Origin of the sequence: Tomitella fengzijianii, assembly GCF_007559025.1 — a bacterium.
Taxonomy (GTDB): domain Bacteria; phylum Actinomycetota; class Actinomycetes; order Mycobacteriales; family Mycobacteriaceae; genus Tomitella; species Tomitella fengzijianii.
Genome location: NZ_CP041765.1, coordinates 1060522 through 1087120, shown reverse-complemented (window position 1 = coordinate 1087120; position 26599 = coordinate 1060522). Strand labels below are relative to the sequence as shown.

At 70.8% G+C, this 26599-nt stretch carries 25 protein-coding genes; 7 read left to right on the top strand and 18 right to left on the bottom strand.

What is annotated here, in order from left to right:
* The first annotated feature begins 4 nt into the window (after nt 1–4).
* On the top strand, nt 5–643 hold the full coding sequence (locus FO059_RS05005; protein WP_143906883.1) for a hypothetical protein: 639 nt from the start codon (nt 5–7) through the stop codon (nt 641–643).
* Between the two features lie 86 nt (nt 644–729).
* Here FO059_RS05005 and FO059_RS05000 read toward each other — a convergent pair whose 3' ends face one another.
* From FO059_RS05000 to FO059_RS18535, 4 genes are all read right to left on the bottom strand, one after another.
* Nucleotides 730–1155 (bottom strand): type II toxin-antitoxin system VapC family toxin, encoded by a 426-nt coding sequence (locus FO059_RS05000; protein ID WP_143906881.1) that lies wholly within the window; start codon nt 1153–1155, stop codon nt 730–732.
* Nucleotides 1152–1391 carry a FitA-like ribbon-helix-helix domain-containing protein gene (locus FO059_RS04995; protein ID WP_143906879.1) on the bottom strand — a complete coding sequence of 80 codons (240 nt, stop codon included), beginning with the start codon at nt 1389–1391 and terminating at the stop codon, nt 1152–1154. The genes FO059_RS05000 and FO059_RS04995 overlap by 4 nt, the downstream gene beginning before the upstream one ends.
* Nucleotides 1392–1501: 110 nt before the next feature.
* A complete protein-coding gene (locus FO059_RS04990; RefSeq protein ID WP_143906877.1) occupies nt 1502–2440 on the bottom strand; it encodes a hypothetical protein in 939 nt (312 codons plus the stop codon).
* Between the two features lie 15 nt (nt 2441–2455).
* Nucleotides 2456–2692, bottom strand: coding sequence for a hypothetical protein (locus FO059_RS18535; RefSeq protein WP_210416625.1), 237 nt, complete (start codon nt 2690–2692; stop codon nt 2456–2458).
* Between the two features lie 53 nt (nt 2693–2745).
* On the opposite strand from FO059_RS18535, the gene FO059_RS04980 reads away from it, so the two are divergent.
* Nucleotides 2746–3102 carry an amino acid permease gene (locus FO059_RS04980; protein WP_143906875.1) on the top strand — a complete coding sequence of 119 codons (357 nt, stop codon included), beginning with the start codon at nt 2746–2748 and terminating at the stop codon, nt 3100–3102.
* 116 nt (nt 3103–3218) lie between these two features.
* On the opposite strand, the gene FO059_RS04975 is transcribed toward FO059_RS04980, so the two are convergent.
* Both FO059_RS04975 and FO059_RS04970 read right to left on the bottom strand, forming a co-directional pair.
* On the bottom strand, nt 3219–3869 hold the full coding sequence (locus FO059_RS04975) for a DedA family protein (protein ID WP_233266904.1): 651 nt from the start codon (nt 3867–3869) through the stop codon (nt 3219–3221).
* Between the two features lie 85 nt (nt 3870–3954).
* The gene (locus FO059_RS04970; RefSeq protein WP_143906873.1) at nt 3955–4989 is read right to left on the bottom strand and encodes an LLM class F420-dependent oxidoreductase; all 1035 of its coding nucleotides are present in this window, start codon (nt 4987–4989) and stop codon (nt 3955–3957) included.
* Between the two features lie 109 nt (nt 4990–5098).
* On the opposite strand from FO059_RS04970, the gene FO059_RS04965 reads away from it, so the two are divergent.
* From FO059_RS04965 to FO059_RS04950, 4 genes are read left to right on the top strand one after another with little or no spacing between them, the layout of a single operon-like run.
* A complete protein-coding gene (locus tag FO059_RS04965; protein ID WP_143906871.1) occupies nt 5099–6112 on the top strand; it encodes a Zn-ribbon domain-containing OB-fold protein in 1014 nt (337 codons plus the stop codon).
* Between the two features lie 17 nt (nt 6113–6129).
* The gene (locus FO059_RS04960) at nt 6130–7290 is read left to right on the top strand and encodes a thiolase domain-containing protein (protein WP_143906869.1); all 1161 of its coding nucleotides are present in this window, start codon (nt 6130–6132) and stop codon (nt 7288–7290) included.
* Between the two features lie 23 nt (nt 7291–7313).
* The gene (locus FO059_RS04955; RefSeq protein ID WP_143906867.1) at nt 7314–8525 is read left to right on the top strand and encodes a thiolase domain-containing protein; all 1212 of its coding nucleotides are present in this window, start codon (nt 7314–7316) and stop codon (nt 8523–8525) included.
* A 35-nt stretch (nt 8526–8560) separates the two neighbouring features.
* Nucleotides 8561–8932, top strand: coding sequence for a nuclear transport factor 2 family protein (locus FO059_RS04950; protein ID WP_143910448.1), 372 nt, complete (start codon nt 8561–8563; stop codon nt 8930–8932).
* 122 nt (nt 8933–9054) lie between these two features.
* Here the strand turns inward: FO059_RS04950 and FO059_RS04945 are convergent, their stop codons facing one another.
* From FO059_RS04945 to FO059_RS04920, 6 genes are all read right to left on the bottom strand, one after another.
* Nucleotides 9055–10977 (bottom strand): chloride channel protein, encoded by a 1923-nt coding sequence (locus FO059_RS04945; protein WP_199257068.1) that lies wholly within the window; start codon nt 10975–10977, stop codon nt 9055–9057.
* A gap of 60 nt (nt 10978–11037) precedes the next feature.
* Nucleotides 11038–11853: an alpha/beta fold hydrolase gene (locus FO059_RS04940; RefSeq protein WP_143906865.1), complete on the bottom strand. Its 816-nt coding sequence runs from the start codon at nt 11851–11853 to the stop codon at nt 11038–11040.
* Entirely contained in the window at nt 11850–13151 is a 1302-nt protein-coding gene (locus FO059_RS04935; RefSeq protein ID WP_143906863.1) for a fatty acid desaturase family protein, read from the bottom strand. The genes FO059_RS04940 and FO059_RS04935 overlap by 4 nt, the downstream gene beginning before the upstream one ends.
* 146 nt (nt 13152–13297) lie before the next feature.
* On the bottom strand, nt 13298–14455 hold the full coding sequence (locus tag FO059_RS04930; protein WP_143906861.1) for a ferredoxin reductase: 1158 nt from the start codon (nt 14453–14455) through the stop codon (nt 13298–13300).
* Nucleotides 14456–14615: 160 nt separating this feature from the next.
* Nucleotides 14616–15110: a DUF6912 family protein gene (locus tag FO059_RS04925; protein WP_408033856.1), complete on the bottom strand. Its 495-nt coding sequence runs from the start codon at nt 15108–15110 to the stop codon at nt 14616–14618.
* 21 nt (nt 15111–15131) lie between these two features.
* Nucleotides 15132–16589 carry a WS/DGAT/MGAT family O-acyltransferase gene (locus tag FO059_RS04920; RefSeq protein ID WP_143906857.1) on the bottom strand — a complete coding sequence of 486 codons (1458 nt, stop codon included), beginning with the start codon at nt 16587–16589 and terminating at the stop codon, nt 15132–15134.
* Between the two features lie 186 nt (nt 16590–16775).
* On the opposite strand from FO059_RS04920, the gene FO059_RS04915 reads away from it, so the two are divergent.
* Nucleotides 16776–17459, top strand: coding sequence for an Rv3235 family protein (locus FO059_RS04915; RefSeq protein ID WP_143906855.1), 684 nt, complete (start codon nt 16776–16778; stop codon nt 17457–17459).
* A gap of 105 nt (nt 17460–17564) precedes the next feature.
* On the opposite strand, the gene secA is transcribed toward FO059_RS04915, so the two are convergent.
* The 6 genes from secA to mtrA form a co-directional block, all read right to left on the bottom strand.
* Nucleotides 17565–20426, bottom strand: coding sequence for a preprotein translocase subunit SecA (gene secA / locus FO059_RS04910; RefSeq protein WP_143906854.1), 2862 nt, complete (start codon nt 20424–20426; stop codon nt 17565–17567).
* 166 nt (nt 20427–20592) lie between these two features.
* Nucleotides 20593–21237, bottom strand: coding sequence for a ribosome hibernation-promoting factor, HPF/YfiA family (gene hpf, locus FO059_RS04905; RefSeq protein WP_143906852.1), 645 nt, complete (start codon nt 21235–21237; stop codon nt 20593–20595).
* A 307-nt stretch (nt 21238–21544) separates the two neighbouring features.
* On the bottom strand, nt 21545–22258 hold the full coding sequence (locus FO059_RS04900; RefSeq protein ID WP_143910446.1) for a ComF family protein: 714 nt from the start codon (nt 22256–22258) through the stop codon (nt 21545–21547).
* Between the two features lie 81 nt (nt 22259–22339).
* Entirely contained in the window at nt 22340–24082 is a 1743-nt protein-coding gene (lpqB, locus tag FO059_RS04895; protein ID WP_158726607.1) for an MtrAB system accessory lipoprotein LpqB, read from the bottom strand.
* 35 nt (nt 24083–24117) lie between these two features.
* Nucleotides 24118–25884 carry an MtrAB system histidine kinase MtrB gene (gene mtrB / locus FO059_RS04890; RefSeq protein ID WP_372497840.1) on the bottom strand — a complete coding sequence of 589 codons (1767 nt, stop codon included), beginning with the start codon at nt 25882–25884 and terminating at the stop codon, nt 24118–24120.
* Nucleotides 25881–26567, bottom strand: a complete 687-nt coding sequence (mtrA, locus tag FO059_RS04885) for an MtrAB system response regulator MtrA (protein ID WP_199257069.1) — start codon at nt 26565–26567, stop codon at nt 25881–25883. The genes mtrB and mtrA overlap by 4 nt, the downstream gene beginning before the upstream one ends.
* Nucleotides 26568–26599 lie beyond the last annotated feature (32 nt).

Genomic DNA, 26599 nt, shown 5'->3' with positions numbered 1-26599 from the left:
GCACATGACGGCCCTTCATGGCGGTGCACGACTCGCTATGGTGCTCGCCGCCGCACTGGCTCTGGCCGCGTGCTCGTCGTCCACCGGCGGCGACGCGCTTCCCGCCGTCACCACCACGCCCGCGCCCGCCGTCACCACCGTCTCCCCCACGTCGCCTGCCACCAGCGCGACGAACACCGGCATCCCGCCGACGGTCACCGCCGCGCCCACCACCGTCACCACCCCGCCCGCCGCCATGGGCACCACGGACGCCGCCCCGGCCACCACGCCGGGCAGCGGCTCGGGCACCGCAGCAGCCGTCACCGGCGAGTGGACCGGCCACACCCGCACCATGGACCTCGCACCGGACGGCACCGGCACCATCTCCCTGTTCAGCGGTTGCTGCACGGGCGAAACGTGGTCCGTGCACTGGGAGACCGACGGCGACGGGATCACCGTCACCCTCGTCGAACGGCTCGATTCGACCGGTGGCGGGCTCGGCGACCTGTCGCAGGGATATACCTACGCGGGCGCGTTGATGCAGCCCGACGGGACGACCACCGCCCTCCACTTCACGCGCCCCGGCGAGGACCCGGCAGACCGGGACCAGGGCTATTTCTGGTGCAGCGACCGGTACGGGTACACGCGCTACTGCGGGGCGTGAGGGCGGACGCTCACGTCGGCCGCGCCCGCTGATCGTGCAGTGCCGCATTTCGAGCCGGCTCCATGTCGGGCCGCCTTCCACAGCTATCAATCGGATACGACGAACGGGTTGATCACCGGGACGCCGGCAGCGACGAACGGGGCGGCGTCTCTAGTGGCGACCGTGGCCGAGCGGGAGACCGCGATCGCGGCGATCAGCGCGTCGAGGCCACCTATGGCACGGCCCACGCGCCGGGCATCGGCCCGCAGATCCGCATACGCGACCGCTTCAGCCAGGCCGAATTCGAGCACCCGCCCGCCGAACTTCGGGAGCACCTCGTTGTCGATCCGGCCGCCGGGCGCGATCCTCCGCCGCCCGTCCGCCAGTGACGCTATCCCGTAATGGATCTCCGCGACGGTGATGGCCGTGAGCCACAGCGTCTCCATCGCCTGCGCGTCGAGCCACCGGATGACGCCCGCGTGCGGAGAACTGCGGATCGGCTCCGACAGCACGTTGGTGTCGAGGATGATCACGTCAGGTCCATCGGGTCGTGCGGCGAGCGATCCCGTTCGATGTCCAGGTCGATGCCGCCGATCTCCTCGCCGATGCCCGCGAGCAGGCTGCCGAGCCGTACGCGGTCGGCGGGGAGCACGGCGGCGTCGACGATCGCGCGCACCTCCGTCTCGGTGCTGCGGTTGTGCATTGCAGCCCGGGCCTTGAGCGCGCGGTGCGTCTCCGCGGAGAGGTTGCGGATCGTGATGGCGGCCATGCACGCCTCCCGAGGTTTGCCCATCGGTAGCTCCCCCACCGGCTTGTGCGCTACCGACGGCTCGTTCTTTTCGCCCCCCAGCGATTGATATCAGAACCACATAATTGCTATCACCGAACGGCGGTGGCCCGTGCCGTGAACAGGGCCGGTATGTCCACGCGGATCATCGCTCCGAGCTTTTCCGCGCCTCCGCCCAGCGATTCCACCCGGTGCACGGCCCCCAGGATCGCCTCGAGCGAGACCTTCGACGCCGAACCGTCCTGCGGCAGCCCGCCGAGATACTCCGCCGACGGAGTGTCGACCCCGACCCGCCCGCACACGAGCCACGAAACGCTCTCGGCCTCGTATTCCATGGCGGCATGCCCCAGCCGGGATCTGTCCTTGATCACGACCTTGGGGCGGCTCCGGATGCCGCGGCGGTCGACCGTGACGGGCGGCGCGAAGGCTCCGAGATGGCCGCAATACAGGTGGCCCAGCTCGTGGGCGACGGTCGCGAACTTCGCGTTGACGTCAAGATCACGGTTGACCACCATCTCGTAGGCCAGCTCGGTCTCTCTATCGCCCACCCGCCGCCAACGAGGCGTCCCGAGCCGCGCGAGCACGCCCGCGGAGGCGGGCCCACGCTGCGATTCCGCGTAGGCAATGCCGGCGGAGGGCAGTGCGCGAGTGAACCGCGCAAACCCGTCCTCGGTGACCGGGCCGCGGGAGGCGAAGGGGCTGATGATCTCGTCGGGCAGCGGCTCGCCTTCGACGTCCGCGACGTCGTAGACGAACTGCACCGGGCCGAAGGGCTTGAGGATCACCAGCGGGTTGGCTCCGGGGGCCACCCGTCGCCCGAACCTCTTCCGCCAGGCCCGCGCTGTGAGCACGAATCTGCTGCCGGGGCGCTGGACACCGATCAGGGCGGCGTTGTAGGGCGCGATGGCCGGCATCCTGCGGACGAATTGGAGCAGTTCGGCGGACAGCGGCGCGCGGCCGTATGCAAGGGCGGATTCCCATAGAGCGTCGAGCCCCTTGCGCTCGTCAGGCTCCTCGTCGGTGGTGCTCACGGCCCCTCCCCCGTGTCATAGCGGCGGCCGCGTCGGCAGTTCGCCGTCGCCGCACGGGCCGCTCCCGTCGCGTTGCTGTCGGAGTATGCCCCTGCGCACCGACAGGTTTCTTCCGCGACTTCTGCCGCGACGCGGCGCCGACGGAACGCAGCCGTCGCGCAGCTCGATCACCTCGAGGGGAATGGGGATGCCGCCTGACCAGAACACATCCCACACGTGGTCGATCTTGCTCTTGAGCTGCCCTGTGATCACGACGGCGAACCTAGCGCCAATCACCGACAGCGCCGCCCCCGTACGCTTCCCCCATGCTCTGGTCGATACTCGCCGCGTGCGCGGTGATCGCGGCGGCGGCAACCGCCGTCGTCCCCCGCCGCGCCCGGTTCGGCGCCCGCGGACTGCCGTGGTTCTGGCCGGCCTTCGCGATCCTGTGCCTCGCCGTCGCCGGGTGGGTGGGGGCCTCGCTCGGGTGGATCGACAACCTGGGCGGCTCGGCCCGCTTCTTCTGGGACGCCTTCACCCCCGGCCCCACCGGAGCGCAGTTCCTGTCCAACGAGCAGTTCGAGGAGATGCAGCGCCAGGAGAACCTGCGAAGGTGGCTCCCCGTCGCCGCGGCGGTGGGCGCCGCGGCCTCCGTCTGGGCCTGGCGCACCCGCCGGATCTGAACCGGACGATCGTCCGGACTACTCTGAACGCACCGACCCGCCCTCGAGTCCGCCGGTCCCGCCCCGATGCAGACCGCTTCAGCCGCCGGAGCCGCGGCGACGACGCCCACGCGCCCTCAGGACGTCGGCTCCTCCGACTTCGCGGCGGCGTTTGAGCCGGCTGCTGCGCGCTTGCGCGCCTGGAACCGCTGCATGAGCTTGTCCACGATGAGCCCCACCACCACGGCGATGCAGATCGAGATGACGGCCCCCAGCAGCGGCTGCGACTCGAACCAGCCGCCCACGAAGTGCCCCATCAGCGCCGAGTACGAGGCCCAGATGAGCCCGGCGACCACCGTCAGCGGGAAGAACACGCGCCGCGGGTAGCCGGTGGCCCCGGCGGTGATGTTGACGGCGATGCGTCCCACGGGAATGAAGCGCGCCGTCACGATGATCACCGGACCGCGTTCGTCCAGGGCGTGGCGGGCCCATGCGAAGGCCGCAGCCGTCTTCGGTTTCCGCATCCACGCCCACCGGTCGGTGCCGACGAACTTGCCGATGGTGTACGCGATGTTGTCGCCGATCACCGCGCCCAGCGCCGCCACCGGGATCACCGCCCACAGGTACGGTTCGCCGGTGGCCCCGCCCAGCGATCCGAGGGTTACCAGCACCGTTTCGCTCGGTATCGGCGGGAAGAACCCGTCGATGATGCACACCGCGAACAGCAGCGGATAGAGCCAAAGCGCGCCTGACTCACCGATGATGAAGTCGTTGATCGAATCCAACAAGCGCGGGCCCCTTGACGCCGATGCGGATGGCTTTCGGCCCACCTTACCCAGCCGCCGGGAGGGCCCCGCGGCCGCGACCACGCCCCTACAGCACCACCTCTGCGATGCTCCGGACCTGCGCCGCGTCGCGGCAGGTCACCAGCATCGTCGTGACCCCCGCCGCCTCCCACCGGGCCACTTCGCGGCGCACGTGCTGCGCGTCGCCGATGATCATCGTCTCGTCGATCATCTCGTCGGGGACCGCGGCCGCGGCCTCGTCCTTGCGCCCGGCCCGGAACAGGTCCGTCACCTCGTCGACCGCCTCGCCGTAGCCCATCCGGCGGTAGACCTGCGCGTGGAAGTTGAGCTCGGGCGCGCCCATGCCGCCCACATACAGCGCCACGGTGGGCCGCACCCCGTCACGCACCGCGCCCGGATCGTCGGTGACGGTGATCTGGCACGTCGCCGCGATCTCGAAATCCTCCCGGCTGCGCCGCGCGCCCGGCCGCGCGAACCCCTCGTCCAGCCACTCGTCGTACATCGGCGCCAGGCGCGGCGAGTAGTAGATGGCCAGCCAGCCGTCGGCGATCTCGGCCGTCTGCGCGACGTTCTTGGGTCCCTCCGCGCCCAGCCAGATCGGCACGTCGGCGCGCAGCGGGTGGGTGATCGGCTTGAGCGGCTTTCCCAGCCCCGTGGCCCCCTCCCCCGCGAAAGGCAGGGTGTAGTGCGGCCCGTCCTGGGCCACCGGCGCCTCCCGGGCGAGGACGTCACGTATCACCTGGACGTACTCGCGGGTGCGGGCGAGCGGCTTGGCGAAGGGCTGCCCGTACCACCCCTCGACCACTTGCGGCCCGGATACGCCGAGCCCCAGGATGAACCGCCCTCCGGTGAGGTGGTCCATCGTCAACGCGGCCATCGCGGCTGCCGTGGGCGTGCGCGCGGACAGCTGCGCTACCGACGTGCCGAGCCGCAGCCGGCTGGTATCCGAGCCCCACCACGCGAGGGGCGTGAGCGCGTCCGATCCCCAGGATTCGGCGGTGAAAGCGGAATCGAATCCGCACTCCTCCGCGGCGGTGAGCAGCGCGGCGACGCCCTCCGGCGGCCGTGCGCCCCAGTACCCCAGTTGCAGGCCGAGCTTCATGTTCGATCCCCTCTCCGCCGGGTTTCAGTCAATATGTCAAAAACCCTTGCCGAACAAATGAGAACGTGTTCTACTTCACCATGTGAGCACGCAAACCCCTGTTGTGGCAATGCCTACCCCCGACCTCGAGCCGCTGAGCGCGCCGATCGAGCTGCAGTTCGATTACACACGCTCCGTCGGCCCGGTGATCGGCCGCTTCCTCGGAGCCCTCGCCCGGCGGCGCATCGTCGGCGTCCGCGGCTCCGACGGCCGGGTGCATGTGCCACCCGTCGAATATGACCCGGACACCGCCGATCCGCTGGACGAATTCGTCGAAGTCGGCCGGTCCGGCCAGGTCGTCACCTGGTCGTGGGTCGCCGACCCCGTGGACGGCAACCCGCTGACCGAGCCGTTCGCGTTCGCGCTGATCCGCCTCGACGGCGCCGACACCGCCATGCTGCACGCGGTCAAGGTGGACGGCCCCGCGCAGATGTCCACCGGGATGCGCGTGCGCGCCGTGTGGGCGGAGACCACGACCGCGTCCATCGGGGACATCGTCCACTTCACGCCGGAGGGCGGGGCCGACGGCGGCCACGGAGAGGAAGCCGCCGCGGATCCGGAGCCGCTCGCCGGCGAGGCGCTCACGGCGTTCCTCGACCAGGACCCGCTGCAGATCCTCGTCACCCCGTTCGAGATGACGGTGCAGCACTCCGCCTCTGTGGAGGAGAGCAGTTACCTGCGCGCCATCGCCGAGGGCCGCGTGGTGGGCCAGCGCTGCCCCGAGACCGGCAAGGTGTACGTGCCGCCGCGCGGCGCCAGCCCCACCCACGGGGTGCCCACCAGCGAAGAGGTGGAGGTGTCCGACACCGGCACCGTCACCACCTTCTGCATCGTCAACGTGCCGTTCATCGGGCAGAAGATCAAGCCGCCCTACGTCGGCGCCTACATCCTCCTGGACGGCGCGGACATCCCCCTGCTGCACCTGGTACTGGGCTGCGACCCGGCCGAGGTGCGCATGGGCATGCGCGTGCGCGCGGTGTGGAAGCCGCGCGAGGAGTGGATCCCGTCGACGGGCAACATCGAGCACTTCGAGCCCTCCGGCGAACCCGACGCGCCGTACGAGTCCTACGCCGAGCACCTGTGAACGGGGAGCACGCACACATGACATCGACAACCTCCGCCGCGCGTCCGGCCGCGCTGACACCCGAGACCGTCACCGACGACGACGTCGCCGTGGTCGCCTTCTGCCAGTCGCCGTCCGTGCGCCACAGCTACAGCACCACCAACGGCACCGAGATGCTGGTGCCGATCTTCCAGCAGCTCTACAAGGATCTGGGCATCACCCGCCGCGACATCGGCTTCTGGTGCTCGGGCTCCTCGGACTACATGTCGGGGCGTGCGTTCTCGTTCATCTCCTCGGTGGACGCCATCGGCGCCGTGCCGCCGATCGACGAGTCCCACGTGGAGATGGACGGCGCGTGGGCCATGTACGAGGCCTACGTCAAGCTGAAGACCGGGGAGACCGACACCGCCGTGGCCTACGGTTTCGGCAAGTCCTCCGCCGGCGACCTGCGCCGCACACTGGCTCTGCAGACCGACCCTTACGTGGTCGCCCCGTTGTGGCCGGACTCGCTCGCGCTGGCCGGCATGCAGGCCCGGCTGGGCCTCGACGCCGGACTGTGGGACGAGACGGCGATGGCAGAGGTGGCGGCGCGCTCGCGGCGCGACGCGGTGGGCAATCCGGCGGCGCAGTTCTCCGGCTTCCGCGGACCGGACGGCACCGTCACCGACGACGTGACCGCCGAGCAGCTGCTGACTCAGCCGATGCTCGCCGACCCCTTGCGGCGGCACGACATCGCGCCGGTCACCGACGGCGCGGCGGCGATCGTCCTCGCCAGCGGCCGGCGGGCCTTCGAGCTGTGCGACAACCCCGCCTGGATCACCGGGTTCGACCACATCATCGACTCCGCCGAGCTGGGCGGACGCGACCTGACCACCGCCCCGTCCGCCGCGCGGGCGGGCGAGCGCGCGACCGGCGGCGACATCGCGGGGATCACCGTGGCCGAGCTGCACGCGCCGTTCACGCACCAGGAGCTGATCCTGCGTTCCGCCCTGGGCCTGGACGGTTCGGCCGACGCGATCGCGATCAACCCGTCCGGCGGCCCGCTCACCGGCAACCCGATGTTCGCGGCCGGGCTGCAGCGGATCGGCAACGCGGCACGAACCGTGATCGACGGCGGCGCCGAGCGCGCCCTGGGGCATGCCACCAGCGGCCCACTGCTGCAGCAGAATCTCGTGTGCGTCCTCGACGGACGACGCTGACCAGCCAGGAGGAGACCAACACCATGAGTAAGAACCTGGCCGCAGTGCTCGGCACCGGGCAGACCAAGTACGTCGCCAAGCGCCACGACGTGACGATGGGCTCGCTGTGCCGCGAGGCCATCGACCGCGCCCTCGACGACGCCGGCGTGACCCTCGACGAGATCGACGCCATCGTCATCGGCAAGGCCCCCGACCTGTTCGAGGGCGTGATGATGCCGGAGCTCCCCACCGCCGACGCCCTCGGAGCGGTGGGCAAGCCGCTGTTCCGCGTGCACACCGCCGGATCGGTGGGCGGATCGACGTCCATCGTCGGCGCCAAGATGGTGCAGTCCGGAATCCACCGCAAGGTGCTGGTGGTCGCGTGGGAGAAGCAGTCCGAGTCCAACGCGATGTGGGCGCTGTCGATCCCGATCCCGTTCAACAAGCCCGTCGGCGCCGGGGCGGGCGGGTACTTCGCTCCGCACGTGCGCTCATACATCCGCGAGTCCGGGGCGCCCGAGCACGTCGGCGCCATCGTGGCCGCGAAGGACCGGCGCAACGGCGCGCTCAACCCGCTCGCGCACCTGCACCAGCCGGACATGACCGTCGAGTCCGTGCAGAAGTCCCAGATGCTGTGGGACCCGATCCGCTATGACGAGACCTGCCCGTCGTCCGACGGCGCCTGCGCGATGGTCATCGGCGACGAGGCGAGCGCCGACGAGTCCGTCGCCGCCGGACGCCCCGTCGCCTGGGTCCACGCCACCGCCATGCGCACCGAGCCCACGTGGTTCTCCGGCCGCAACCAGGTCTCCCCGCAGGCCGGCCGGGACGCCGCGGCCGCGCTGTGGGAGCAGGCGGGCATCACCGACCCGATCGAGGAGATCGACGCGGCGGAGATCTACGTGCCGTTCTCCTGGTTCGAGCCGATGTGGCTGGAGAACCTCGGTTTCGCCGAGAAGGGCCAGGGCTGGAAGCTCACCGAGTCGGGCGCGACCGCCCTCGACGGCAAACTGCCCGTCAACGCGTCCGGCGGCGTGCTCTCCTCCAACCCGATCGGCGCCTCCGGCATGATCCGGTTCGCCGAGGCGGCGATCCAGGTCACCGGAAAGGGCGGCGCCCACCAGGTGGAGGGCGCGCGCAAGGCGCTGGGACACGCCTACGGCGGCGGGTCGCAGTACTTCTCCATGTGGGTGGTGGGCGCCGACAAGCCCGCGCCGTCCGCCTCAGGTCCCGCCGGCGAAGGCGGCACGGCGTGAGCGAGCACCCGGCGCGCACGGCGTCGCAACGGTCGATGGCGGCGGTGCGCGCCAAGGACAAGCAGGCCTGGCTGGACATCTTCGCCGACGACGGATGGGTGGAGGACCCCGTCGGCAAGTCCGGCTTCGACCCCGAGGGTTCCGGCCATCACGGGAAAGAGGCCATCGGCCGCTTCTGGGACATGGCCATCGCCAAGACCGACTCGATCGAGTTCCTCATCGATGACTCGGTGGCCTGCGGCGACGAGGTCGCCAACATCGGGCGCATCCGGACGACGCTGGCGGGCACCGTCATCGACGCGGAGGGCGTGTTCGTCTACCGTGTCGACGACGCTGGCGATCTGCTGTCGCTGCGCGCGTTCTGGGAGCTCGACCGCGCGATGAAGACCGCGCGGCCGGCCGAATAGCCCCACCCCTCGGTCCCTGCGTCGGCCCCCGCACGCGAGCCCCTGCGTTCGGTGGACTTCCGGTCGGTATCCGGCGGATATCCGACCAGAAGTCCACCCGACGGGCCGTGGGCGGGGGTCGATCAGTCGGACGATCCGGCGCCCATCGCCGCGCCGGCGGCCCTGTCGCCGCCACCGCCGCCGCCCGCATCACCGCCGCCCGCATCACCGCCGCCGGACTTACTTCCGTCCGGCCCGCCGAGCCACCGCGGGCGCACCACGCGGATGCGGAGCACCCGCTCCGTGGTGCGCGCCTCGTCCAGATCCTTCTGCCTGCCCGCCAGGAGCATCGGCAAGGTCACGATGCCCAGCACGCGCTGCGGCCGTTCCCTGTCGACCACCGGCATCTTGGTCACCTCGTGCTCTGTCATGCTCATCGCCGCCGACCGAAGGGTCTCCTCCGGGTGGGTGACGATGGGCGCGACCGCGAGCTCCGAAAGCAACTCGTCCGACTCGCCCCGGTACGCGGCGGTCTCGAGCATCCCTGAGGTGACCACCCCGACCAGGTTGTCCTGCCCGTCGACCACCGGATAGAGCATCTGGCGGCGGTCCGAACGCGTGGCCGGATCGTTGCCGGAGACCGTGGCGGACGCGTCGTCGACCGTGATGTCGTGGGCGAAGGTGACGATGGTGCTGTTCATGACCTCGCCGACGAACAGGATCTCCAACGGGTCCACGTCGTATTCACGCGACACGTGGAACCCGCGGCGGGCGATCTTCTCGGTGAGCACCGAGCGTTTGAGCGTCAGGACCGACACCGCATAGGCCGCCGTCGCGCCGATGACCAGCGGGAGCAGCGCGTCGAAGCGATGGGTGAGCTCGGCGGCGAACACCACGCCGGTGATCGGCGAGCGCATCACCCCGCCGACCACCCCGGCCAGCGCCACCAGCGCCCAGAAACCGGGGCCCACGTCGGGAAAAATCTGCGCCTCCAGCGCCCCGAGCGCGCCGCCGATCATGAACATCGGCGCCAGCACGCCACCGGAGGTGCCCGAACCCAGCGACAGCGACCAGATGAGCGTCTTGACGACGAGGATCCCCACGACGAGGCCCAGTCCGATGGAACCGTCGAGCTCCGCACCGATCACGTCGTAGCCCACGCCCAGCGCCTGGGGCACGAACAGTCCGCCGATGCCGATAATCACGCCGCCGATCGCCGGCCACCACATCCAGTGCACCGGCAGCTTGCGGAACAGGTCCTCCGAGGCGTACACGAGGGTCGTCGCCACCACGGCCAACAGCCCCGAGACCACGCCGGTGACCGCGCACAGCACCCAGGCGGCCGCGCTCATGTGGAAGTCGCCGGTGCTGGGGAACAACGGCCCGGTCCCCAGGATGACGTGCCGCAGCAGTGTGGCGACGGTGACCGCGGCGACCACCGGGATGAAGCTGCGCGGGCGCCACTCGAACAGCAGCAGCTCCACCGCCAGGACGATGGCGGCGAACGGCGTGTTGAACGTCGCCGCCATGCCCGCCGCGGAACCGGCGACCAGCAGCGTCTTGCGCTCATCGGCAGTCAGCTGCAGGAACTGGGCCAGCAGCGACCCGAGCGCGCCGCCGGTCATGATGATGGGCCCCTCGGCACCGAACGGCCCTCCCGTGCCGATGGCCACCGCCGACGAGGTCGGCTTGAGGACGGCCACGCGGGGCTGGATCTTGCTGCCGCCCAGCAGGATCGATTCGATGGCCTCCGGCATGCCGTGGCCGCGGATCTTCTCGGATCCGTAACGCGCCATCAGGCCCACGATGAGGCCGCCCGCCACCGGCGCCCCGATGATGAGGAACGGGCTGTGGTCGCCGGCCCCCGGCGCCACCAGCTCGGTGGCCACACGCTGGTAGAAGACCAGGTTGGTGATGAGGCCGATCAGCTTGAGCAGCACCCACGCGGCGCACGCCCCCAGCAACCCCACCGGGACCGCCAATGCGGCGATCAGCAGGATCCGGCGATGCGCCGTGAAGTCCGCGAGATGTCGCAAATCGCGCGGCGGATGGCCCCGGCCTGCCACGTTTCCTCCAGCCTCCACGCAGCCGTCCGGCGCAGAAATCGGTGATCGGACGGAAGAAGCCTAGTCCTGCCGCACCGGCCGCCGGATCGTCCCCCCGTCCGGCGGCTCCAACGATGCGTCGAGGAACGGCAGCACCGCGGCCTCGAAGCGGGCCCTCCGGTCCCGGTGGATGCTGTGCCCGCACGGCACCTCGTGCACGGCCATCCCGGGCAGCGCCCGCGCCATCCCGGCGAGCAGGGCCGGGTCGACCATGCTGCCCTGGCGGGTGCCGCGCAGGAACAGCACCGGCACGCCCCGCAGGCCGGGCAGCGCGGCCCACCATCGGGCGTTCGGCGCGCGGAACTGGGCCATCGCCGGTTCCGTGAGCCCCCGGTCGAAGCCGAGGACGCCGCGCGGGCTACGGGCCATCGCACCCAGCGCATGCCACAACTCTGCGGGCGTGGGCCGGTGGGAGGGCACCTCCGGCACCGGGTCGCCGGCGCGCAGCGGCATCGGCATCTCCTCCAGCACGAGCCTGCGCGCCAGGCCCGGCCGGCGCTGCGCCACCAGCGTGGCGGTCAGCGCGCCCAGCGAGTGCCCGACGATGTCGACGCTCCCCAGCCCCAGGTGGTCGCACACCCCGATGACGTCCTGCGCGATGTCGTCGAACCGGTACGACGGCGCCTTCGCGCTGCGGCCATGGCCGCGCAGGTCCACCGTGATCACGTCGCGGCCGGCGGACCGGGCGGTGCGGGCGACCGCGTCCCACGTCCGGCTGTCACCGCCCATTCCGTGGATGAACAGCACCGGATCCGCGCCCGGCGCCGCCCCGGCGCGGGTGAAGCGGTACGCGATGTCGACGCCCGCCGGCGCGACCGTGAGTACCGGCGCGCTCATGCCGTGTGCGCGAAGGCGGGGCGCTTCGGGTCCCGGCCGACGGCCGGCGCGGCGCCGGAACCCCGGGGGAGGCGGCCCGCCCGGCCGCGCGCCGACCGAAGGTCGCGCAGCGCGGTGCGCAGGCCCCGGCGGCGCCCGGTCAGCGGGCTGATCGTGGACACCGTGGGCGTGGTGAATCGCCGCTCCGACCCGGTCTCCGGCGCATCATCTGCGGTGTCCGTGAGGTACCGGTCAGGCAGCGAGAGTTTGACAATGGTCCGCAGGGTCAGCAGGTACTGCTTGGCCAGCGGCCCCGTGGTGTAGGGCAGGTCGTACTTGTCGCATACGGCACGGACCCGCTCGGCGATCTCCGCGTAGCGGTTGCTGGGCAGGTCGGGGTACAGGTGGTGCTCGATCTGATAGCACAGGTTGCCGGACATGAACGCCATGGCCGGGCCCGCGTCGAAGTTGGCGGTGCCGAGCATCTGACGCAGATACCACTCCCCGCGTGTCTCGTCGGCGATGTCGTCGGGGAGGAACTTCTCGGCGCCGTCCGGGAAGTGCCCGCAGAAGATCACCAGGTAGGCCCAGAGGTTGCGCAGCACGTTCGCGGCGGCGTTCGCAGCGAGGGTGCGGCGCCAGCGCGGGCCGCTCAATGCCGGCAACAGCACGTAGTCCTTGACCACCTGGCGGCGGATCTTGCGGCCGAACGCACGGATTTGGGCCTTGGTGTGCGCGCGCTCCTCGGCGGAACCGTGGAGCTTTCCGAGCTTGATGTCGTGCATGCCGATCCCCCACTCGAACGCGATCGCCAGGAGCAGGTTCTGCACCGGCTGGATCAGATAGATGGGGCGCCACTGCTGATCGCGGGACACGCGCATGATGCCGAAGCCGATGTCCTCATCCATGCCCAGCACGTTCGTGTACTTGTGGTGCAGGTAGTTGTGGTAGTGCTTCCACTGCGCGGAGACGCAGGCCATGTCCCACTCCCAGGTGGTGGAGTGGATCTCGGGCTCGTTCATCCAGTCCCACTGGCCGTGGCTGACGTTGTGGCCCAGCTCCATGTTCTCGATGCTCTTGGCCGCCCCCAGCCCCAGCACCCCCAGGCACAACCCCGGACGCGTCCGCGCGCCGACGATCGCCGCACGCGCGGCGACCTCCAGGATCCGCTGGGCGACGATCGTGCGGCGCACGTAGCGGGCGTCGCGGACGCCCCGCGCGCGTTCGACGTCCTCGCGGATCCGGTCCAGTTCGATTCGCAGGTTCTCGATATCCTCGGCCGTGAGATGGGCGTAAACGCCGACATCAGTGATCGCCATGCTTGTCACCTGCAATTCTCGTTGACGGGCGGCTCGCCCCGGTACCTCCCGCCCCGTACCGGGAACGATCCGCCTCCCAGGTCTGCACCACCCGCTCCGCCGGATCCGGCCGCCTCCCCCCGTGGCCCGCGGTCATGACGACCCGGTCAGAGTTCGAGCGTGCAGTCGCCGGCCGCGGTGCTGATGCACGTCTGGATCCGGCTCCCTTCCTCATGAACCTTACCGTTGCGTAGATCTCTCACGGCACCCGCCTCGAGCGGCACCACACAGGTCTGGCAGATGCCCATGCGGCAGCCGAACGGCATCTGGACGCCCGCCTGTTCCCCCGCCTCGAGCAGCGTTGTCGCGCCGTCGATCTGCAGTTCCTTGCCCGAACGGGCGAAGGTCACCGTGCCGCCGTCGCCGTCCTGCCCGGTGCGGTCCACCGCGAACCGTTCCAGGTGCAGATTGGCCTCGAGCCCCGCAGCGCGCCACTGCTCCTCCGCGGCCGCCAGCATCCCGGCGGGGCCGCAGGCCCACACCTGCCGGTCACGCCAGTCCGGGCACAGCTCGTCCAGCCGGGCCATGTCGAACTGGCCCATCGAGCGGGTCAGCTGCAGGTGCAGCCGCAGCCCGTCGTGCTCGTCGGCCAGCGCGGCGATCTCCCCGCGGAACATCGCCGCGTCCTCGGTGGGCGCCGAGTGGATGTGGACGATGTCCGGCACGCGCCCACGACGGTCCATGGTGCGCAGCATCGACATGATCGGCGTGATGCCGCTGCCCGCCGTCAGGAAGAGCATCCGATCCGGCAGCGGCTCCGGCAGCGCGAAGTTCCCTTGCGGAGCGGCCAGCCGGACCACGGTGCCGGGCTCCACGCCGCCGACGATGTGCGAGGACAGGAAGCCCTCCGGCATCGCCTTGACGGTGATCGTGATGAGCCGAGCGCCGACGACGGGGCTCGACGTCAGCGAGTAGGAGCGCCAGTGCCAGCGCCCGTCCACGAGCAGCCCGATGCCGATGTACTGCCCGGGCCGGTAGTCGAAGTGGAATCCCCAGCCGGGCTTGATCACCAGGGTGGCGGAGTCGGCCGTCTCGGGGCGGACCTCGACGATCCGGCCCCGCAGTTCGCGGGCCGACCAGAGCGGATTGACCAGGTGCAGGTAGTCATCCGGCAGCAGCGGGGTCGTCACCCGCGCAACCGCGCCGCGCAGCATGTTCATCCGCGGCGACCCGGTGGTCGCCACGTCCTTCGCCGGCTCTTCCAGCCACTGCCGCACCTGCGCGACCCTGTTTCCCAGGTCGAATCCCACAGCCCGTCCCCTCATCCAGCGTTCCGCATCATCCGGAAACCCGCGTCACCCGAAACTCCAGAGGTTCCGGAAGCGCGACCCACCGCGTAACCTACGCAACCGTAGGTTACCGCATCCGCGGCTGCAGGGGAACGCGCCGCCCGGCGGCGGGCGGGCGCCGCCCGCCGCCGCGCCGTCACATGAGCTCGAGAAGGAACGGCAACTCCTGGGTGGCGTACCAGGCCAGCGAGTGGTCCTCGGCGTCGCCCAGCGCGAACTCCGCGTCCTCGTCGCCCAGGTCCGCCGCGTCGACCACGTCCGCCGCACCCCGGACGTGGTCCTCCGCGTCCTCGAGGTCGACGTGCACGGACGCCACCTGCTTGAGCGTGATCGGATCCTGCACCCGCGCCACCGCCGCGTCGAGGTCGGGGCGGTGCTCCGCGGCCGGTACATCCGCGCTGACGACGACCCGGCGCATCCGCGCGCCGGGCTGGGCGGACAGCAGGCGCAGCGAGGCCCGCGCCGCCTCCGCCATCGCGACCTCCGCGAGTTCGTCGTCGCCGTCCGAGGTGTACTCGTCCCGCAGCGCGGGGGTGACCGTGAACACCGTCCCGCTGAGCGGCATGAACAGTCTGTCCTGCACGAGCTGTTCCAGCATCGGCACGGTCATCGGGACGAAAACCCGCATCAGCACACTCCAGTCAGTCGGTTGTCACAGCGATTCCAGCAGTTCGTCCACGGCCTCGCGGACCAGCGCCGGGAAGACGTCCACGTCCGGGACGGCGTCGCGTTCCACGTCGAACCCGAAGAACAGCTTGCCGTCGTACGAGGTGATGCCGATGCTCAGCGCCTGCCCCGGCACCAACGGCAGCACGGGGTACATCTCCAGCATCCGCGCACCGGCGAAGTACATCGGCGTCTGCGGCCCCGGCGCGTTGGCGACGACGAGGTGGAACGCCCGCCGCGACATCGAGCCGGTCACCCTCGACCCCATTGCGTGCAGCGTAGGCGGCGTGAGTCCCGACAGCCGCATGAGGTTGCGCGCGGCCACCGCGCGCGAGGCGCCGGGACGCGAGGTCATGGCGTGCGAGATCTGTGAGAGGCGGACGATGGCGTTGGGCTCCCCCACCGGCAGGTCCACCAGCGCCAGTTCCACTGTGGTCTCACCGTAGGTGGGGCCGACGGGATACCGGTCCGACGACTGCTCGCCGTCCCCCACCGCGGGCGGGGTGCCCGGCGCCGCGCGATCGCCCGGATACACCGACAGCGGCACGAGGGCGCGGACCGAGGTCGACGCGGTCACCGGGTGCCCGCGCGAGACGAGCCAGCTGCGCAGGACGCCGGCGACCACGGCCAGCGCGACGTCGTTGATGGTCCCGCCGAAGCGCGAACGCACCTTCTTGAAGTGGGCCAGCTCCGCCTCCGCCACGCAGAACCTCCGGATGGCCGACCGGCCGCCGCTGAGCGGATCCACCGCACCGTTGGTGGTGGCGCCGCGCACGATCGACGCGACGTCCGCGATGGTCCGGCCCGTCTTGCCGGCGAAGTCCGCCACGTCCCCGAACGCGTACCGGACCATGTCCACGCCGGACGCCGGCCGCGAGACCACACCCGCCAGACCCTCGAACATCAGTCCCAGACGCCCCGGCTCGGGGCGCGGCATCCACAGGTCCTCCCGCCGCTCCGGCGGCTCCGGAGAGCCGTCGAGCATCACCTGCCCGATGTCCAGCGCGCCGCCGCGCGGATCGACGAGGGCGCGGTGCGACTTGGTGAAAACCGCGAACCGATCGCCCTCGATCCCCTCGATGACGTACAGCTCCCACAGCGGACGTCCCAGGTCCAAGGGCCGCGACACCAAGCGGGCCAGCAGATCGTTGAGCTGGTCACGGGATCCCGGGCGCGGCAGCGCCGAACGCCGCACGTGGTAGGTGATGTCGAAATCGGCGTCGTCCACCCACACCGGACGCATGAGGCCGCCGGCCACCTCCCGGACGCGCTGGTGGTACCGCGGGATCAGCTGCAGCTGCTGCTCGACCTGTTCCAGAACCTGCTCGTACCCCAGGCGGGCGCCCGCGCGGTCGAACACCGCCATCGTGCACAGGTGCGACGGCGACGCCGCCTCCTCCATGTAGAAGAACGCGGCGTCTTTGCTGCTGAGTCGTGTGACCATCTGCGCGTGTCCCCACCTTTGCTCGGGCAGCCCGCGTACACGTGCCTCCGACGTGCCCACCCCCGGTGGTGGCCGCAGACACATTCTGCCATGATGGATTTCGTCCGCGCCTCCCCCGCGGACTCGACAGGAACACACCCACGGGACGGGCCGGCCGGCGCGCCCCGGGTCGAGTCAGGGGGACACATGGCAGGCAACGCGCACGGCACCACCGTCGATGACGAATCCTCGGGCGCATCGCCCGGAAACCTCGCGCACGCTGATTCCGGTCAGGTGCACTCCGCGCGGCCCGCTCCCGGATCGACGGAACCCCCCGGGCTGCCGGGCCTGCGCATTCCGCCCGTCGTAGTGCGCGGCGCGGTGCCGGTCCTCGACCCGACGATGCGTTACCTCTCCCGTCCCCCGGCCCGGCCGGCCCCCGCGCAGAACCACCTGCGGGCAGCCTCGGCGCCGGCCCCGTCGTCCCCGCCGACCGCGCCGACCGCGGCCATCCCGTCGCCGCAGGCGCCGTCGGCCCGCACGCGGGTCCCGCGCACCCGGGACGCGGCCACCGCCGCCGAGGTCCGGCGCAAGGTGGAGGTGACGCTCCGGCTGGTGCTGGAGGTCCTGGACTTACGGCGCCGCCCGGAACAGCTGGAGGGCTTCGCCGACGCCTCCGTACTCGGGATGATCCGCAAGCTCTCCCGTACGTCGCCGCCCGGCCGCCATCTGGGAAGCGCTGTCCTGCGCCGCATCCACATCACCTCGGCCGGAGCCGGAGCCGCCGAGATCTGCGCCACCTACGTCCGCGGCCGTCGCACGCTCGCCATCGCCGGTCGATTCGAACGCAAGCGCGGCACGTGGATCTGCACCGCGCTGCACCTCGCCTGACGGATCGCGGAGGCACGCGCGGCGCTCGGCGGATCGGCCTCGGCACGGACCTGCGCCGACACTCCGCCCCGCGGCGGCCGCACGGCCGCCGCGGGGCGGAGTCGCTCAGCGGCGGGACTTCTTGGACTTGGCGTTCTTCGTCTTCTTCTTGGCCTGCGCGCGCTCTTCGGCCCGGCGTTCGCGGCGGCTCGCCGGAGCCGCTCCGCCCGCCGGCTTCGAACTCTTGACCTCGGCGTCGCCGGTCTCCGACGGCCCCGAATAGCTCAGCGCCTGAGCCTGCTCGTCGCCCAGCCCCTTGGCGCGGACCGTCGGCTCCTTCGCCGGCGGCGCGCCCTCGGCCTTCGCCTGTGCGTCCGCCTGCGCGTCGCCCTCGGCGGCGTCCGATCCGGCGGCGGCCGAGGACTCTCCTGCCACCGGTGCGGCCGCGGCGCCGGCCGCCTGGCCTGCGGCGGGCGCCGACTGCGTCTGCTCCACCGACACGTTGAACAGGAAGCCCACGGACTCCTCCTTGAGCCCCTCGAGCATCCCCCCGAACATGTCGAAGCCCTCGCGCTGGTACTCGACCAGCGGGTCGCGCTGCGCCATCGCGCGCAGGCCGATGCCCTCCTTGAGATAGTCCATCTCGTAGAGGTGCTCGCGCCACTTGCGGTCCAGCACCTGCAGCAGCACGCTGCGTTCGATCTGCCGCATGGCGCCCTCGCCGCCCAGCGCGTCGATCTCCGCCTCGCGCTTGTCGTACGCGTTCTGCGCGTCGGCCAGCAGGGCGTCCTTGAGTTCCTTGGCCGTCAGGTCGTCGCGCTCACCCGTGGTGGCCTCGCCGGTGAGGTCCTTGTGGTCGATGCCCACCGGGTAGAGGGACTTCAGCGCCGTCCACAGTGCGTCCAGGTCCCAATCCTCGACGTACCCGTCTGCCGTCGCGCCGTCGACGTAGGCCGACACCACGTCGCTGACCATCAGCTCGATCTGCCCCTCGAGGTCCTCGCCGTCGAGGATGCGGCGCCTTTCCTCGTAGATGACCGTGCGCTGCTGGTTCATCACCTCGTCGTACTTGAGGACGTTCTTGCGCATCTCGAAGTTCTGCTGCTCGACCTGCGTCTGCGCCGTCTGCACGGCCTTGGCCACCATGCTGGAGTCCAACGGCATGTCCTCGGGCATGTTCAGGCGGGTCATGATCGACTCGACGGCCGCGCTGTTGAAGCGCCGCATCAGCTCGTCGCCGAGCGAGAGGTAGAACCGCGACTCGCCGGGGTCGCCCTGTCGTCCCGAGCGGCCGCGCAGCTGGTTGTCGATGCGCCGCGACTCGTGCCGCTCCGTGCCGAGCACGTAGAGTCCGCCCGCCTCCTTGACCTTCTCGGCCTCCTCGCGGACGACGCCCTTGACGCGCACGATGGCGTCGTCCCAAGCATTCTCGTAATCCTCGGGCGAATCGACCGGGTCGACTCCCGTCGCGCGGATCTCGAGATCGGCGATGATGTCCGGGTTGCCGCCCAGCACGATGTCGGTGCCGCGGCCGGCCATGTTGGTGGCCACGGTGATGGCCCCCTTGCGCCCGGCCTGCGCGATGATCGTCGCTTCCTGCTCGTGGTGCTTGGCGTTGAGGACGTTGTGCGGCACGCCGCGCTTGGTGAGCGCCTTCGACAGGTACTCGGACCGTTCCACGCTGGTGGTGCCGATGAGCACCGGCTGGCCCTTCTCGTGCCGCTCGGCGATGTCGTCGACGACTGCGTCGAACTTGGCGACCTCGGTCTTGTAGATCAGGTCGCGCTGGTCCGCCCGGATCATCGGCTTGTTGGTGGGGATCGGGATGACGCCGAGCTTGTAGATCTCGTGCAGCTCGGCGGCCTCCGTCTCCGCGGTGCCCGTCATCCCCGCGAGCTTGTCGTATAGGCGGAAGTAGTTCTGCAGCGTGATCGTGGCCAGCGTCTGGTTCTCGGCCTTGATCTCGACGCCTTCCTTCGCCTCGATCGCCTGGTGCATGCCCTCGTTGTACCGGCGCCCGTGCAGCACGCGGCCCGTGAACTCGTCGACGATGATGACCTCGCCGTTGCGCACGATGTAGTCCTTGTCGCGCGTGTAGAGCTCTTTGGCCTTGATGGCGTTGTTGAGGTAGCTCACCAGCGGCGAGTTGGCGGCCTCGTAGAGGTTCTCGATGCCCAGCTGGTCCTCGACGAACTCCACGCCTGCCTCGTGCACGCCCACCGTGCGCTTCTTGATGTCGATCTCGTAGTGCTCGTCGAGCGTCAGCAGCGGGGCGATGCGCGCGAACTCGGTGTACCAGTTGGACGAGCCGTCCGCGGGGCCGGAGATGATCAGCGGCGTGCGGGCCTCGTCGATGAGGATCGAGTCCACCTCGTCGACGATGGCGTACGCGTGCCCGCGCTGCACCAGGTCATCGAGGTTGTGCGTCATGTTGTCGCGCAGGTAGTCGAACCCGAACTCGTTGTTGGTCCCGTAGGTGATGTCGGCCTTGTAGGCGGTCCGGCGCTGTTCGGGCGTGAGACCGCTGAGGATCGAGCCCACCTCGAGGCCCAGGAAGTGGTGCACCCGGCCCATCCACTCCGCGTCGCGCTTGGCCAGGTAGTCGTTGACCGTGACCACGTGCACGCCCTTGCCGGAGATCGCGTTGAGGTACGCGGGGAGCACGCAGGTGAGCGTCTTGCCTTCGCCGGTCTTCATCTCGGCGATGTTGCCGAAGTGCAGGGCGGCGGCGCCCATGATCTGCACCGGGTAATGCTTCTGCCCCAGCACACGGAAGGAGGCCTCACGTGCCACCGAGAATGCCTCCGGCAGCATGTCGTCCAGCGACTCGCCTTGTTCGTAACGCTTCTTGAACTCGTCGGTCTTCTCCCGCAGCTGCGCGTCCGTGAGGCCCTCGTAGTCCCCCTCCAGCGCCATGATGTGGTCTGCGACCTTTTTGAGTTGCTTGACCTTGCGGCCTTCACCGATACGCAGCAGTTTCGACAGCACGGGCGTTCGTTTCCTCAATCCTGTGTGAGCTCATGTCCCGGGACGGCGCACGGACCGCTGTGGCCCGCGGTCCAGGCTCCCGGCCGGCCGCCTGACGTGCAAACGCCGGTTCCGGCCGGGGCGCGAACGCCCCGACCGGAACCATGGTATGCGCAACCGGGCCGGTTCAGGCGAGCCGGATCAATCCGTAGTCGAACGCGTGGCGCCGGTAGACCACGGACGGACTGTCTGTGGCGGCGTCGTGGAAGAGGTAGAAGTCGTGTCCCACCAGTTCCATCTCGTACAGGGCATCGTCGACCGACATGGGCGTGGACGAGTGCTCCTTGGTGCGGACGATCTGGCCCGGCCCCACCGGATAGTCGTCCTCCTCGAGGGAGCCCGGGGGGATGCCGAAGTCCGCATTGCGGGCCAGTTCCGCGGTGGCGCTCGCCACGGACATCGGCGTCTTGTCGCCGTAGCTGACCGTGCGGCGGTCCTTCGACTTGCGCAGGCGGCTCTCGAGCTTGTCGATGGCGGATTCGAGCGCAGCGTAGAAGCTGTCGCCACGCGCCTCCGCGCGCACGACCGGCCCCTTGCCCCGCGCGGTGATCTCGACGCGGCTCGCGGACTTGGACTGCCGGCGGTTGCGCTCGTGCTGGAGTTCGACGTCGAAGAGCTTGACCTTCAGATCGAAGCGTTCGAGGCGGGCGAGCTTGTCCGCCACGTGCACCCGGAAATGGTCGGGGACCGTGACGTTGCGCCCCTTGATGACGAGATCGGCCGACAAGCCGCCGTCCTCGGACGCGTCGCGTTCGTCGGGCAAGTACTCCATGGCTGCTTCTGAACCGGTGGACACGTCTTACCTCCCAGCTTCGGCTGCCGCTCGGTGTGGCAGCGGCAGCAGCTTCACGGGCCGGACGACCCAGCACGCCCGCGCATGCGACTCGCGCGGCGCCCGTCCTCGCACCGCCCCGGGGCGGTGCGCGTCCGCGACGGCTACGCGGATCCCGCTGCGTCGACATCCCGCATGGACTTACCGTGCACCGGCGGTATCACCCGGTGCTACCTGCGACGCTATCGCTCCTCGGCCGGTTGTGCCACACATTTCGACACACCCGCGCGCCGGTTCCGCCGGCCGTTCACGCGTGCCCCAGGACCAGCACCGCGCGCACCGTGACACCGGCGTCCGCGAGCACCCGCACGGACTCGGCGGCGGTGGCCCCGGTCGTGACGACATCGTCGACGAAAACGACGGCGGGGGTGCGCGGAACCACGCCGGGAACCGGCACCGCCTCCAGGCGCGCGGCGGCACTCCGCCGCAGCGCCACACGACCCGCCAGGTTCCGTTGCCGCTCCCCGGCGCCGAGGCCCACCGAATCACGTGCACCCGCACGCAGCCGCAACGCCTGCACCGCGCGGTCGGGCGCGCCCGGCGAGGCCGGACCCGACGGAGGCGTACGCGTGGCCAGACGGGCTATGCGCGCGACCGGATCGCCCCCGCGACGGCGGGCGGCCGACGCCCTGGACGGGGCCGGCACGAGGATGAGCGGCGCAAGCTCCGGCGGGTCGAGCTCACCGGCCTGCCGGAGCACCGCGATCATCCGGGCCAGCGCGGCGGCCAACGGCGCCGCCGCATCCCTGCGACCGTGCTCCTTGAGCGCGATCACCGCACCCCGTCGCGGACCGGCGAACACGCCGGCGGACCACACAGGCGCTCCGGGCGCGACGCGGGGGCGCACGGCGACGGGCTCGGTCGCCAACCCCGACGCGCACCGTGCGCACCAGCCGGTCCCCGCCGCGCCGCAGCCGGCGCACTCGGCCGGGAGCGCGAGGTCCAGAAGCCCCGCGAGCATCCGCATGCCGTCCGACTGCACCGTCCCCCCGATCATGCCGTCGCGATCACGCCGCCCCCCCGACTACGCCGTCCATGCCTGTCAGCCGGGCACCACCGGCAGGCGGTCGTCGCCCATGAGCCCGGGCACCTCGCGCCAGTACTGCGCCTCTTCGCCCGCGCTGCGTGCGCGGCGCATCACACCACGGCTGTCGACCACGTAGACGTCGTCGGGCGTCATCTGGATCATCGTCAGCGGCGGCGCGAGGTTCCGGCTGCTCATCGCGTGCATGCTGAACCCGTCGAAGGACATGATCACCGGCGGCGCTTCGGGGGTGGACCGGACCACGCCGATCTCCTCGCTGCCGCCCCAATCGAGGGACACCGCGTCGCCGCTGAGGCTGGACCCGATGGCACTCGGCGAGGTCAGCGCATAGCCGCCGTTGTCCCGGGGCGTGACGTAGGCGACGAACACGCGTCCGTCCACGATCAGCGCCGCCCGCACGCCGTCCTGCGAGAGGCGCAGAGCGGTGATGTCCCCGCCGATCTTCGTCACGTCTGCGATGTCGACCTGCTCGACCGCTGGCTCGCCGTTCTCTCCCTCGCTGATCCGCTGCACCGAATCGCCCCCCACCGCGACCCACGTGGATCCGTCGGGCCCCCAGGTGGGCTCGGTCATCCACGGGCCCGCCGCGGCGACGTCGGTCGCGGCCCCGTACTGGCCGACGACGAGCTCCACCCCCGTCGCGGGCGCGTTCGCCCTCTGCACCGCGGCGACGTGCCTGCCGTCGCGCGCGAGGCTCGCGTCGATGAGCCCCTTGGCCGACCCCAACGGCCCCGGTACGGGTACCGGGCCGGAGTCGGTCATGACCACCAGCGCCCCGCCGACCACCGCGTGCAGCCCGACGTCGGCGGCGGTGCCGGACGGGTCGAACGCTGCGACGTCGGCGGTGGTGTATCCGTCCGCGTGGGCCGGGTCGAGCGGCGCCCCGTCCGCGAGGATCTCGTACGGGCCGGCGACGCCGGCCGAGGACAGGGTCCAGACGACCTGCGCGGCGAACTGCTGCCGCTCACGCGGGCCCAGGCCGCCGATGCCCTGGAAATCCATCTTCACCCCGCCGATCCCGACGCCCACGTTGCTGTCGCGCCCGTCGAGCTTGGTGAGCGTGCTGCGCAGGTGCACATTGGGCCCGAACCGCGTGGCCACGGACTCCTCGAGAAGCTGGTTGGGCCCGTCGATGAGCATCGAGATCAGCTGCGCGGCGAGCTCTTCGACACGCACGGTCAACCAGCGCGGATCGGTGACCACCATGGTCCCCGCCGGGTTGAGGAAGTACAGCTGCACCTGGTGGTAGCTGTTGAGGAACTGGGACCTGTCGATGATGACGCCGTCCGGCAGCCGGTCGATGCGCCACTCGCCGTCGACGCGCACCATGGACACCCGGGTCTCCAGCGTGCCCTCCTCCGCCCGAAACGAGCCGCTGTCGTCCAGTCGGCCCACCTTAGCGGCGCTGATGAGCAGCGTCGCCTCGTCGGCGCTGCGGCTGTCGAAGAACACGTCGATCTTGTCGATGATCGACGTGCTGGTGGTGTCGTCCCAGTTCTTCGCCGCGGTCGGGGTGAGGAACTTGCGCGCCGCCGAGTGCCGCCCGCCGGGCTCGCTGCTGGCCTTGAGGAAGTCGCGCACCATCAGGTCCGGCTCCTTGCCGGGCGTGGGCGTGGGCACGTCGGCGGCGCCCACGTCGCGCTGGACGGTGCCCAGCGCCTGCGGCGACGACGACGTGGGCAGTTCCGCGCAGGCCGACAGTGCCACCATGAGGATCGCGGCGAGCGCCGTCAGGAGCATGGCGCTGGACCGCCGAGCGGATAGTCCGCGCCGGATCATTTCCGCGCCTCGCTTCCGCTCGTATCGATGGAAGCGCCGTCGGCGGCCCCGTCTCCCGAGTCCCCCTCCGCCGGCGGCTCCACGTCACCCGCGCCGGGCAGGTCGGGTCCGGGGGACGCCCGGTCCGGGGCGGCCGCCTCGAGCGCCGGCACCGACGCGGGCGCCTGCACGCGCAGCGGCAGCGGATACGAGACCACGCCGGCGCCGCGCTTCCGCGGCAGCGTCAGGCGGAAGCTGGCGCCCTTGCCCGGCGACCCCGACGCTTCCAGCCGCCCGTTGTGCAGTCGCGCGTCCTCCATGCTGATGGCCAGGCCCAGGCCGGTCCCGCCCGAGCGCCGCACGCGGGACGGGTCCGCACGCCAGAACCTGTTGAACACGAGCTTCTCCTCCCCCGGGCGCAGCCCCAGGCCGGCGTCGGCCACGACGACGGCCACCGTGTCCTCATCGGCCCGCATGCGCAGCGCCACCGGCTTGCCCTCCCCGTGGTCGAGCGCGTTGGCCAGCAGGTTCCGCAGGATCCTCTCGACCCGCCGGGGGTCGACCTCCGCGACGACGGCTTCGTCCGGCAGGTCCACCACCAGGGTGCTGCCCGACTCGGCCGCCAGATACTCGACGGTCTCGAGGGCCGCCCGTGCGCAGGCGCGCAGGTCGAGCTTCTCGGCGGCGAGTTCTGCGACACCGGCGTCGTGGCGGCTGATCTCCAGCAGGTCGCCCAGGAGCGCCTCGAAGCGATCGAGCTCTGCGGTCAGCAGCTCCGCCGAGCGCCGCAGCACCGGATCGAGTTCGTCGCTGTTGTCGTGGATCAGGTCCGCGGCCATCCGCACCGTGGTGAGCGGGGTGCGCAGCTCGTGGCTGACGTCCGAGGTGAACCGCTTCTGCAGGTTGCCGTACTCCTCCAGCTGGGTGATCTGCCGCGAAAGGTTCTCCGCCATGTCGTTGAACGACACCGCCAGCCGGGCGATGTCGTCCTCGCCGTGCACCGGCATCCGCTCCTTGAGCCGCCCGTCAGCGAACCTCTCGGCGATGCGCGATGCGTACCGCACCGGCAGCACCACCTGCCGGGCGACCAGCAGCGAGATCGCGGCCAGCAGGCCCAGCAGTACCAGGCCGCCGGTGAGCAGGATGCCCTGCACCAGCGACAGGCTGCGCTCCTCCGCGGTGAGCGGGAAGATCATGTAGAGCTCGATCGGCGAGATGTCCGACCCCGCGGGCGTCCCCACCACCAGCGCCGAGCCGATCCCGGACCCGTCGGGAACGGTCGTGTACTGGTAGCTGACCTTGCCGGCGCGGACGAACCCGCGCAGCGAGTCGGGCACCTCGTTGACCGGCCCCGCCGAGGTCTCCTTGCGCGGGCCCGCGCCGGGCACGATGAGCACCGGCTCGAACGCGCCCGCGTTGTTGCCGGCCTGGCCGTCCGTCGTCGGATCCGTCAGCGCGGACTTGGCCTCCTCGAGGCGGCTCTCGAGCGAACTGGACGGATCGGAGTTCTCGAGCATGCGGTCGACGGTGCCGCGCGCACGGTCGATCTCCTCGGACGCCGCGTCGACCTTGGCCTCGAGCATCCGGTTGGTGATCTGGCTGCTCAAGACGAACCCGAGGATGAGGATGACCATCAGCGACAGCGCCAGCGTCGACACCACCACGCGCAGCTGCAGCGACCGCCGCCAGCTGCGCGACAACACGCGTCCCAGCCTGTGGAACGCGTGCGCCACCGTGATCACGACGCCACGGAGGCGGCGCCGCGTTCCGGGGGAACCGATCACGGAGGTCCGGCCTTGTAGCCGACGCCGCGGACGGTGAGCACCACCTCGGGATTGTCCGGGTCGCGCTCGATCTTGGCGCGCAGCCGCTGCACGTGCACGTTGACCAGCCGCGTGTCCGCGGCGTGCCGGTAGCCCCACACCTGTTCGAGCAGCACCTCGCGGGTGAACACCTGGCGGGGCTTGCGGGCCAGCGCGACGAGCAGGTCGAACTCCAGCGGAGTGAGGTTGACGCGCTTGCCGTCGCGGGTGGCCTTGTGCGCGGGGACGTCGATCTCCACCTCGCCGATGGAGAGGATCTCCGCGGGCTCGTCCTCGATCCGGCGCAGGCGCGCCCGCACCCGGGCGATGAGTTCCTTGGGCTTGAACGGCTTGACGATGTAGTCGTCAGCGCCGGACTCGAGGCCCAGGACCACGTCGACGGTGTCGGTCTTGGCGGTGAGCATGACCACGGGCACCGTGGATTCCGCGCGGATCGCCCGGCACACGTCGATGCCGTTCATCCCGGGCAGCATGAGGTCGAGCAGGACCAGGTCCGGCCGGAACTGGCGCATCTGCGGCAGTGCCTCCATCCCGTCGCCGACGACGCAGGGATCGAAGCCCTCCGCCTCCAGGACGATCGTGAGCATCTCCGCCAGGGCGGCATCGTCGTCGACTACCAGAATCCGCTGCTTCATGTTCCCCATCGTGGCATCCCAGACCGCCGCCGACGCCCAAC

Excerpts from the sequence above, each read along its gene's own strand:
- FO059_RS05005 (WP_143906883.1), top strand. The coding sequence starts at position 5 with ATGACGGCCCTTCATGGCGGTGCACGACTCGCTATGGTGCTCGCCGCC.
- FO059_RS04995 (WP_143906879.1), bottom strand. The coding sequence starts at position 1,391 with ATGGCCGCCATCACGATCCGCAACCTCTCCGCGGAGACGCACCGCGCG.
- FO059_RS04980 (WP_143906875.1), top strand. The coding sequence starts at position 2,746 with ATGCTCTGGTCGATACTCGCCGCGTGCGCGGTGATCGCGGCGGCGGCA.
- FO059_RS04970 (WP_143906873.1), bottom strand. The coding sequence starts at position 4,989 with ATGAAGCTCGGCCTGCAACTGGGGTACTGGGGCGCACGGCCGCCGGAG.
- FO059_RS04965 (WP_143906871.1), top strand. The coding sequence starts at position 5,099 with ATGCCTACCCCCGACCTCGAGCCGCTGAGCGCGCCGATCGAGCTGCAG.
- FO059_RS04960 (WP_143906869.1), top strand. The coding sequence starts at position 6,130 with ATGACATCGACAACCTCCGCCGCGCGTCCGGCCGCGCTGACACCCGAG.
- FO059_RS04955 (WP_143906867.1), top strand. The coding sequence starts at position 7,314 with ATGAGTAAGAACCTGGCCGCAGTGCTCGGCACCGGGCAGACCAAGTAC.
- FO059_RS04950 (WP_143910448.1), top strand. The coding sequence starts at position 8,561 with ATGGCGGCGGTGCGCGCCAAGGACAAGCAGGCCTGGCTGGACATCTTC.
- FO059_RS04940 (WP_143906865.1), bottom strand. The coding sequence starts at position 11,853 with ATGAGCGCGCCGGTACTCACGGTCGCGCCGGCGGGCGTCGACATCGCG.
- FO059_RS04935 (WP_143906863.1), bottom strand. The coding sequence starts at position 13,151 with ATGGCGATCACTGATGTCGGCGTTTACGCCCATCTCACGGCCGAGGAT.
- FO059_RS04930 (WP_143906861.1), bottom strand. The coding sequence starts at position 14,455 with ATGAGGGGACGGGCTGTGGGATTCGACCTGGGAAACAGGGTCGCGCAG.
- FO059_RS04920 (WP_143906857.1), bottom strand. The coding sequence starts at position 16,589 with ATGGTCACACGACTCAGCAGCAAAGACGCCGCGTTCTTCTACATGGAG.
- FO059_RS04915 (WP_143906855.1), top strand. The coding sequence starts at position 16,776 with ATGGCAGGCAACGCGCACGGCACCACCGTCGATGACGAATCCTCGGGC.
- hpf (WP_143906852.1), bottom strand. The coding sequence starts at position 21,237 with ATGGAGTACTTGCCCGACGAACGCGACGCGTCCGAGGACGGCGGCTTG.
- FO059_RS04900 (WP_143910446.1), bottom strand. The coding sequence starts at position 22,258 with ATGCTCGCGGGGCTTCTGGACCTCGCGCTCCCGGCCGAGTGCGCCGGC.
- lpqB (WP_158726607.1), bottom strand. The coding sequence starts at position 24,082 with ATGCTCCTGACGGCGCTCGCCGCGATCCTCATGGTGGCACTGTCGGCC.
- mtrA (WP_199257069.1), bottom strand. The coding sequence starts at position 26,567 with ATGGGGAACATGAAGCAGCGGATTCTGGTAGTCGACGACGATGCCGCC.